This is a genomic window from Paracoccus marcusii (assembly GCF_006151785.1).
Taxonomy (GTDB): Bacteria; Pseudomonadota; Alphaproteobacteria; order Rhodobacterales; family Rhodobacteraceae; genus Paracoccus; species Paracoccus marcusii.
Genome location: NZ_VDDD01000142.1, coordinates 1 through 7,845, shown reverse-complemented (window position 1 = coordinate 7,845; position 7,845 = coordinate 1). Strand labels below are relative to the sequence as shown.

General features: G+C 67.0%; 10 protein-coding genes and 1 tRNA gene. 6 read left to right on the top strand and 5 right to left on the bottom strand.

The annotated features are described in order from the left end of the window. From FHD68_RS16210 to FHD68_RS16200, 3 genes are all read right to left on the bottom strand, one after another. Positions 1 to 359: ethanolamine ammonia-lyase light chain EutC (locus FHD68_RS16210; protein ID WP_139086227.1), on the bottom strand; the 359-nt coding region annotated here is incomplete at its 3' end. Further along, positions 356 to 1,729 (bottom strand): ethanolamine ammonia-lyase subunit EutB, encoded by a 1,374-nt coding sequence (locus FHD68_RS16205; RefSeq protein WP_127898915.1) that lies wholly within the window; start codon positions 1,727 to 1,729, stop codon positions 356 to 358. The genes FHD68_RS16210 and FHD68_RS16205, both read right to left, overlap by 4 nt. 73 nt (positions 1,730 to 1,802) lie before the next feature. After that, positions 1,803 to 1,889: transfer RNA gene (locus FHD68_RS16200), tRNA-Leu, on the bottom strand. Positions 1,890 to 1,996: 107 nt separating this feature from the next. Here FHD68_RS16200 and lipB point away from each other — a divergent pair. From lipB to FHD68_RS16180, 4 genes are all read left to right on the top strand, one after another. Continuing rightward, positions 1,997 to 2,641 carry a lipoyl(octanoyl) transferase LipB gene (gene lipB, locus FHD68_RS16195; RefSeq protein WP_046000972.1) on the top strand — a complete coding sequence of 215 codons (645 nt, stop codon included), beginning with the start codon at positions 1,997 to 1,999 and terminating at the stop codon, positions 2,639 to 2,641. A gap of 116 nt (positions 2,642 to 2,757) precedes the next feature. Then, complete coding sequence (locus FHD68_RS16190) at positions 2,758 to 3,198, top strand: c-type cytochrome (RefSeq protein ID WP_045981595.1); 441 nt, start codon at positions 2,758 to 2,760, stop codon at positions 3,196 to 3,198. Between the two features lie 176 nt (positions 3,199 to 3,374). Continuing rightward, a complete protein-coding gene (locus FHD68_RS16185; protein ID WP_045981596.1) occupies positions 3,375 to 5,051 on the top strand; it encodes a cytochrome c oxidase subunit I in 1,677 nt (558 codons plus the stop codon). Positions 5,052 to 5,121: 70 nt separating this feature from the next. After that, positions 5,122 to 5,559, top strand: coding sequence for a DUF2244 domain-containing protein (locus tag FHD68_RS16180; RefSeq protein ID WP_341872773.1), 438 nt, complete (start codon positions 5,122 to 5,124; stop codon positions 5,557 to 5,559). On the opposite strand, the gene FHD68_RS16175 is transcribed toward FHD68_RS16180, so the two are convergent. Next, positions 5,556 to 5,744, bottom strand: a complete 189-nt coding sequence (locus FHD68_RS16175) for a DUF3008 family protein (protein WP_127898917.1) — start codon at positions 5,742 to 5,744, stop codon at positions 5,556 to 5,558. The two genes, FHD68_RS16180 and FHD68_RS16175, sit on opposite strands and share 4 nt — an antisense overlap. A 45-nt stretch (positions 5,745 to 5,789) precedes the next feature. Further along, positions 5,790 to 6,251, bottom strand: a complete 462-nt coding sequence (locus FHD68_RS16170) for a GatB/YqeY domain-containing protein (protein ID WP_046001160.1) — start codon at positions 6,249 to 6,251, stop codon at positions 5,790 to 5,792. Between the two features lie 154 nt (positions 6,252 to 6,405). Here FHD68_RS16170 and carA point away from each other — a divergent pair, with 154 nt between their 5' ends. Together carA and FHD68_RS19750 are read left to right on the top strand one after the other, a co-directional pair. Next, positions 6,406 to 7,554 carry a glutamine-hydrolyzing carbamoyl-phosphate synthase small subunit gene (carA, locus tag FHD68_RS16165; protein WP_127898918.1) on the top strand — a complete coding sequence of 383 codons (1,149 nt, stop codon included), beginning with the start codon at positions 6,406 to 6,408 and terminating at the stop codon, positions 7,552 to 7,554. Positions 7,555 to 7,661: 107 nt separating this feature from the next. Further along, positions 7,662 to 7,790, top strand: a complete 129-nt coding sequence (locus FHD68_RS19750) for a hypothetical protein (protein WP_280115180.1) — start codon at positions 7,662 to 7,664, stop codon at positions 7,788 to 7,790. Positions 7,791 to 7,845 lie beyond the last annotated feature (55 nt).

Below are 7,845 nucleotides of genomic sequence, written 5' to 3'. Positions count from 1 at the left end.
CGCACCACGCCCGCGGCCTGCGCCATGACCGCGGGCGCGGACAGCCCGTCCCCGATCACCACCTGCAGCGGCGCGTCCAGCCGGGGCAGGTCATGGGGCGCCAGCCGCCGCCCCAGGTCGGGGCGGCGCAGATAGGTGGCGCGGTCGGTCGCCATGCTGTCCACCCGCAGCACCGGCAGCGGGCCAAGGTCCTGCGCCAGCGCGTCCCAATCCACCTGCCCGTGGATCGCATCGCGCGCCGCCGCGTGGTCCTGCTGAAACCGCAGCAGGTCCGGCAGCGCGGTGGGCCCGGCCCCCGCCTGCAGCCGCACCCGCGCCGGTGTCAGGGCGGACAGGCGGTGCAGGTCCGGCGCGCTCATGCGGACAGCCCCAGGCGGCGGGCCATCGCGCCGGTATCGGGCAAGGCACGACCCACAAGGCCGAACGCATCCAGCCAGGCCGCGAATTCGGGTGCCGGGGTCAGGCCGGTGGTTTCGCGCAGATAGGCGATGTCCTCGAATGCTAGGCTTTGATAACCCAGCATCACGTCGTCGGCGCCCGGCACGGCGATCACGAAATTGACCCCCGCCTGCGCCAGCAGCGTCGACAGCGTGTCCATGTCGTCCTGGTCGGCCTCGACATGGTTGGTATAGCAGACATCGACCCCCATCGGCAGGCCCAGCAGCTTGCCGCAGAAATGATCCTCCAGCCCCGCACGGATGATCTGCTTGCCGTCGAACAGGTATTCCGGCCCGATGAAGCCCACGACAGTATTGACCAGCAGCGGCGCATAGGCGCGGGCGACGCCCTGGGCGCGGGCCTCCATCGTCTGCTGATCGACACCGTGATGGGCGTCGGCCGACAGGGCGGACCCCTGCCCCGTCTCGAAATACATCACGTTCTGGCCGACCGTGCCCCGCCCCGCCGCCAGTCCCGCCTGATGGGCCTCCTCCAGCATCGACAGGGTGATGCCGAAACCTTCGTTGGCAGCCTGGCTGCCCGCGACCGACTGGAAGATCAGGTCCACGGGCGCGCCCCGCTCCAGCAGGGTCAGGGCGTTGGTCACATGGGTCAGCACGCAGGTCTGCGTGGGGATGTCCAGCGCCTGGCGCATCTCGTCCAGGGCGGTCAGCAGGGCGTGGCAGTTGGCCAGGTTGTCCGACGCCGGGTTGATCCCGATCACTGCGTCGCCCGCCCCCTGCAGCAGCCCGTCCAGCACCGCGACCGCGATGCCGCGCGGGTCATCCGCCGGATGGTTGGGCTGCAGCCGCGAGGCCAGCACCCCCGCCCCTCCGATGGTGTTCCGGAATGCCGTGATGACCCGCACCTTGCGCGCCACGCGGATCAGATCCTGGTTGCGCATCAGCTTGCTGACCGCGGCCACCATCTCCGGCGTCAGGCCGGGGGCGACGGTGGCCAGCGCCGCACCGTCCGTGGCGGGTGACAGCAGCCAGTCGCGCAGATCGCCCACGGTCATCGACGCGACCGGCGCAAAGGCCGCGCGGTCGTGGCCATCGATGATCAGGCGTGTGACCTCGTCATCCTCATAGGCAATCAGTGCATCGGACAGGAAGGTGGTCAGCGGCAGGTCCATCAGCACGCGCCGCGCCGCCACGCGTTCCAGCGCGCTGCCCGCCGCGATCCCGGCCAGCTGATCGCCCGACCGTTCCTGCGAGGCCGCGGCCATCACCGCAGCCAGGCTGTCAAAGCGAAATCTGTGGTCGCGCGCTGTGGCGGCATACGTGGCCATGACCATCCCCGGTTGTCGGGGGACAGAATGACCCGAACGGCATCGGGGTCAAGGCATCGATGAAAGGGGGGGTTGGTGCGGCCGAGAAGACTCGAACTTCCACTCCGGTTAAGGAACAGCGACCTCAACGCTGCGCGTCTACCAATTCCGCCACGGCCGCATCCGGGCAGTGCGCGCCTGATAGCCGAGGCCGATTGCAAAGAAAAGCGGTTTCTGCGGATGCCGACGGATGTTGACGGGGAAGGACGAAGAGGCCACATCGCAACCATGGTTGAATGGATCATCAGCAGCGGCCTGACCGCGCATGCCGACGCCGTGGCCCTGATGGAGGATCGCGTGGCGCAGATCCATGCAGGCCAGGCCCCCGAGGCCGTCTGGCTGGTCGAGCACCCGCCCTTGTACACGGCCGGGACCAGCGCCCGCCCCCAGGACCTGCTGGACGCGCGCTTTCCGGTGCACCAGACCGGGCGGGGCGGTCAGTACACCTATCACGGGCCGGGCCAGCGCGTGGCCTATGTCATGCTGGACCTGAACCGGCGTGGCCGCGACGTGCGCGCCTTTGTCGGACAGCTGGAGGGGTGGGTGATCGACGCGCTTGCCAGCTTCGGCGTGTCAGGCCAGATCCGCGAGGGGCGCGTGGGCGTCTGGGTGCCGCGTCCCGACAAGCCCCCCCTGCCCGATGGCCAGATGCGCGAGGACAAGATCGCCGCCATCGGCGTCAAGCTGCGCCGATGGGTCAGCTTTCACGGCATCGCCGTCAACGTGGACCCCGACCTGTCGCATTACGGCGGGATCGTGCCCTGCGGGATCAGCGGGCACGGCGTGACCTCGCTGGTCGATCTGGGGCTGCCGGTAGGGATGGCCGATCTGGACGTGGCGCTGCGCCAGGGTTTTGCACGCACATTCGGCTAGGCCGGCGATCAATTCTTTCCTTGCGACCTTTCGATGGCTGGATTTCCGGGGCGCGTTGGTCCTACGGTGCCCTTCGGGAGACCACGGCCCCTCCAGGGCCCAGCGAGGAACTACGCATGAAATCAGCCATTGTCGGCGCCCTGTTGGGCGCGACCCTAGCCATCCCGGCCGTCGCGCAGGAAGCGGGCGACGCCGCCGCGGGCGAGGGCGAATTCCGCAAATGCCGCGCCTGCCACATGATCCAGGACGACAGCGGGACAGACATCGTCAAGGGCGGGGCCACCGGTCCCAACCTGTGGAACATCGTCGGCGCGCCCATCGCCCACATGGAAGGCTTCAACTATGGCGACGGCCTGCTGGCCGCCAAGGAAGCCAACCCGGACATGGTCTGGACCGAGGAGGAGCTGGTCGCCTACGTGACCGACCCGACGGCTTGGGTGAAGGAAAAGTCAGGCGACGATTCGGCCCGCAGCAAGATGACCTTCAAGCTGAACCGCAACCAGGCGGACGTCGCGGCCTATCTGGCCTCGGTTTCGCCGGACGCGCCCGCCGAATGATCCTCTGACGCGGCCCCGTGCCGCCTTGGCGCCCCGGCCGGGTTTTTCGGACCCGGCCGGGGCGTTTGCCTCCGGGGCCACTGTGACGCATTGCCCGGTGCCCGCAGGTGGTCTAAAGAATGCGTGATAATGACGGTCGACAGGCCGGATCGACGACATCTTGAGGGAGTTCGGGTATGGCAGACGCAGCCGCACACGGCCACGACGACCATCATGACACACGCGGGTTCTTCACCCGCTGGTTCATGTCCACCAATCACAAAGACATTGGTATTCTTTACCTTTTCACCGCCGGCCTGGCGGGCCTGATCTCGGTCAGCTTCACCGTCTACATGCGGATGGAACTGCACGAGCCGGGTGTGCAGTACATGTGCATGGAAGGCGCGCGATTCTTTGCGAATGCCGCGGCCGAATGTACCCCCAACGGACACCTGTGGAACGTCATGATCACGTATCATGGCGTGCTGATGATGTTCTTCGTCGTCATTCCGGCGCTGTTCGGCGGTTTCGGCAACTACTTCATGCCGCTGCAGATCGGTGCACCGGACATGAGCTTCCCGCGGATGAACAACCTCAGCTACTGGCTCTATGTCGCCGGCCTGCTGCTGGGCATCGCCTCGCTGCTGGCACCGGGCGGCAACCAGCAGCCCGGTTCGGGCATCGGCTGGGTGCTGTACCCGCCGCTGTCGACGACCGAGGGCGGCTATTCGACCGACCTCGCGATCTTCGCGGTTCACGTCTCGGGCGCCTCGTCGATCGTCGGTGCGATCAACATCATCACCACCTTCCTGAACATGCGCGCCCCCGGCATGACGCTGTTCAAGGTGCCGCTGTTCGCCTGGTCGGTGTTCATCACCGCCTGGCTGATCCTGCTGGCCCTGCCCGTCCTGGCCGGCGCCATCACCATGCTGCTGATGGACCGCAACTTCGGCACGAACTTCTTCAACCCGGCCGGCGGCGGTGACCCGGTGCTGTACCAGCACATCCTGTGGTTCTTCGGCCACCCGGAAGTGTACATCATCATCCTGCCCGGCTTCGGCATCATCAGCCACGTCATCGCGACCTTCTCGCGCAAGCCGATCTTCGGCTACCTGCCGATGGTCCTGGCGATGGCCGCGATCGGGATCCTGGGCTTCGTCGTCTGGGCGCACCACATGTACACCGTCGGCATGTCGCTGACCCAGCAGAGCTACTTCATGCTGGCCACGATGACGATCGCCGTGCCTACGGGCATCAAGGTCTTCTCGTGGATCGCGACGATGTGGGGCGGCTCGGTCGAGTTCAAGACGCCGATGCTCTGGGCCTTCGGCTTCCTGTTCCTGTTCACCGTCGGCGGCGTGACCGGCGTGGTGCTGAGCCAAGCGCCGCTGGACCGCGTGTATCACGACACCTACTATGTCGTGGCGCACTTCCACTACGTGATGTCGCTCGGCGCGGTCTTCGCGATCTTTGCGGGCATCTACTACTGGATCGGCAAGATGTCGGGTCGCCAGTACCCGGAATGGGCCGGCAAGCTGCACTTCTGGGCGATGTTCATCGGTGCGAACCTGACCTTCTTCCCCCAGCACTTCCTGGGCCGTCAGGGCATGCCTCGCCGCTATATCGACTATCCGGTGGAATACGCCTTCTGGAACGCGATCAGCTCGTGGGGCGCCTATCTGTCCTTCGCGTCGTTCATCTTCTTCATCGGCGTGATGTTCTACACCCTGTTCGCCGGCAAGCGCGTCACCCAGAACAACTACTGGAACGAGTACGCCGACACGCTGGAATGGACCCTGCCCTCGCCCCCGCCCGAGCACACGTTCGAGCAGCTGCCCAAGCGCGAGGACTGGGACCGCAGCCCGGCCCACTGAGGCACATCCCTCGATGCCCTATCATTGGACAGAAACGGCCCCGGACACGTCCGGGGCCTTTTTGCAAACCGTGACCCTGTGGCCGCACCGGTCGCTGCCCAAACGGGGCTTCGTCTGGTTCATCGGAACGACGGCCACGCTGCTGCTGCTGCCGATCCTGGCGGTTCTGGGGGCGCAGGTGCTGTGGGGGCTGCTGCCCTTTATGATGCTGACGGTGGGGGGCGTGTGGATCGCCCTGCGCCAGACCTATCGCACCGGACAGACGCGCGAGGAGCTGGTCATGGACCGCAGCCGCCTGCAGATCCGGCGCAACGATCCGGGACGTCCAGAGCGCCTGTGGCAGACCAACAGCTATTGGGTGCGCCCGGGCCTGCGCAATGGTCCGGTCGAGGCCTATCTGACCCTGTCCGACGGCCAGCGCGAGATCGAGCTGGGCGCGTTCCTGACCCCCGATGAACGCCGCGACCTCTGCGACGAGCTGATGCGGCGGCTGGCGCGGCTGCGCTAGTCGTCGTCGGCGCGGTCCGGCAGGTCGTCGTGGTCGGTCTTGGCAAAGTCTTCCAGCTCTGCCTCGGTCATGCTGTGATACATGTCCTTGGACGCGCCCTGTAGGTCGCCGACCTTCGTCTCGCCGCGCTTGGCGGACAGGGCGGCGCCTGCGGCGCGTTGCTGGGCTTTGGATCGTGCGGGCATGGGGTCACCTCCTGCCCGCACAACGCGTGATGCGACGCGCGGGTTTCAGGCCAGCAGGCGCGCCTTGACGGCCGGACCCACCGCACCGAAATCCATCTGGCCGGCATGGCGCTCCTTCAGCGCGGCCATCACGCGACCCATGTCGCGGATGCCCTCGGCACCCAGATCGGCGATGGCCGCGTCGATCGCGGCGGTCGTCTCGACGCTGTTCATCTGGCGCGGCAGAAACTCCTGGATCACGCCGATCTCGTCCTCCTCCTTGGCGGCCAGCTCCAGACGGCCGCCCTCCTCATAGGCCTTGGCCGATTCCTGGCGCTGCTTGACCATGCGCGACAGGATCATGACCAGGTCGCCCTCGGTCAGGGTGCCGTCGGTGTCCCCGCTGCGCGCGGCGATCTCGCGGTCCTTGACGGCGGCGGCGATCAGGCGCAGCGTCGACAGCCGGGCGCTGTCGCGGGCCTTCATCGCCTCTTTGGTGGCGGCTTGCAGCTTGGCGCGCAGATCCATCTTCGTCTCCAACCCAAGGCGCGGGATGCGCCCGAAAGAACCGCATCTAGCCCCCCGGCGCCTGCGTTTCAAGCGCGGCTCCCGGGCCGCTGCGGGTTGACCTTGGGGCGTCTGCCCCCTATTCACCGGCTGATTTCATTCCAGAGGTGCCGACATGGCTGCTAAACCGACCGCCTGCCTGGCGCTTGCCGACGGGACCGTCTTCTATGGCATGGGCTTTGGCGCCCCCGGCGAGGTCGTCGCCGAGCTGGTCTTCAACACCGCGATGACCGGCTATCAGGAGATCATGACCGATCCCTCCTATGCCAGCCAGGTCGTGACCTTCACCTTTCCCCATATTGGTAATACCGGCGTCACGCCGGAGGATGACGAGGCGCCCGATCCGGTCGCCAGCGGCATCGTCGTCCGGTGGGACCCGACCGAGCCGTCGAACTGGCGCAGCACGTCCGAACTGACCGACTGGATGGCCCGCCGCGGCCGCATCGGCATCGGCGGCGTGGACACCCGCCGCCTGACCCGCGCGATCCGTCAGCAGGGTGCACCCCATGTCGTCCTGGCGCATGATCCCGACGGCAATTTCGACATCGAGGCGATGATCGCCCGCGCCCGCGACTGGCAGGGCCTGGTCGGCCTGGATCTGGCCCGCGGCGTCAGCTGCGCGCAAAGCTATCGGTGGGATCAGGGGTCGTGGGAATGGGGCGCAGGTTTCGGCACCGCACCCGGCGACAAGCCGTTCAAGGTCGTGGCGCTGGATTACGGTGCGAAACGCAACATCCTGCGCTCTCTGGTGGCCCATGGCGCCGATGTCACCGTCCTGCCCGCCACCGCCACCGCCGAGGAGGTGATGGCGCACGAGCCCGAGGGCGTGTTCCTGTCGAACGGCCCCGGCGATCCGGCGGCCACGGGGGAATATGCCGTCCCGATGATCAAGGACCTGCTGGGCCGCGACATGCCGATCTTCGGCATCTGCCTGGGTCACCAGATGCTGGCGCTGGCGCTTGGCGCCAAGACGGTCAAGATGGGCCACGGCCATCACGGCGCGAACCACCCCGTGCGCGACGTCGAGACCGGCAAGGTCGAGATCACCTCGATGAACCATGGTTTCGCCGTCGATTCGCAAAGCCTGCCGGTCGGCGTGATCGAGACCCATGTCAGCCTGTTCGACGGCAGCAACTGCGGCATCCGCATGCAGGACAAGCCGGTCTTTTCCGTCCAGCACCACCCCGAGGCTTCGCCCGGTCCCCAGGACAGCCTGTACCTGTTCAAGCGGTTCACCGATTCGATGCGCGCGCGCCGCGCCTGATGACGAATTGGTCCCGTGCGACCGGTTTTTGCCGGTCGCGCGGGATCGCTTAATCTTCTGTTAACGCATCACGTGCCAAGACGGGTCGATCCTGATGGGAAACGACCATGGCGCAGCCTGCCCCCCTGCCCCGGCCTGCCAACCTGCCCGATCCGGCCACCGCCGGCAGCGCGGTCCTGTGCGGGCCGACGCTGGCGCCGCGCGACCGGCGGTCGCTTGGTAAGCGTCCGGTCTAACCGCTACCCGTTCCAGTGCCATGGCAGCAGTTCATCGATCTTGGTGATCTTGTAG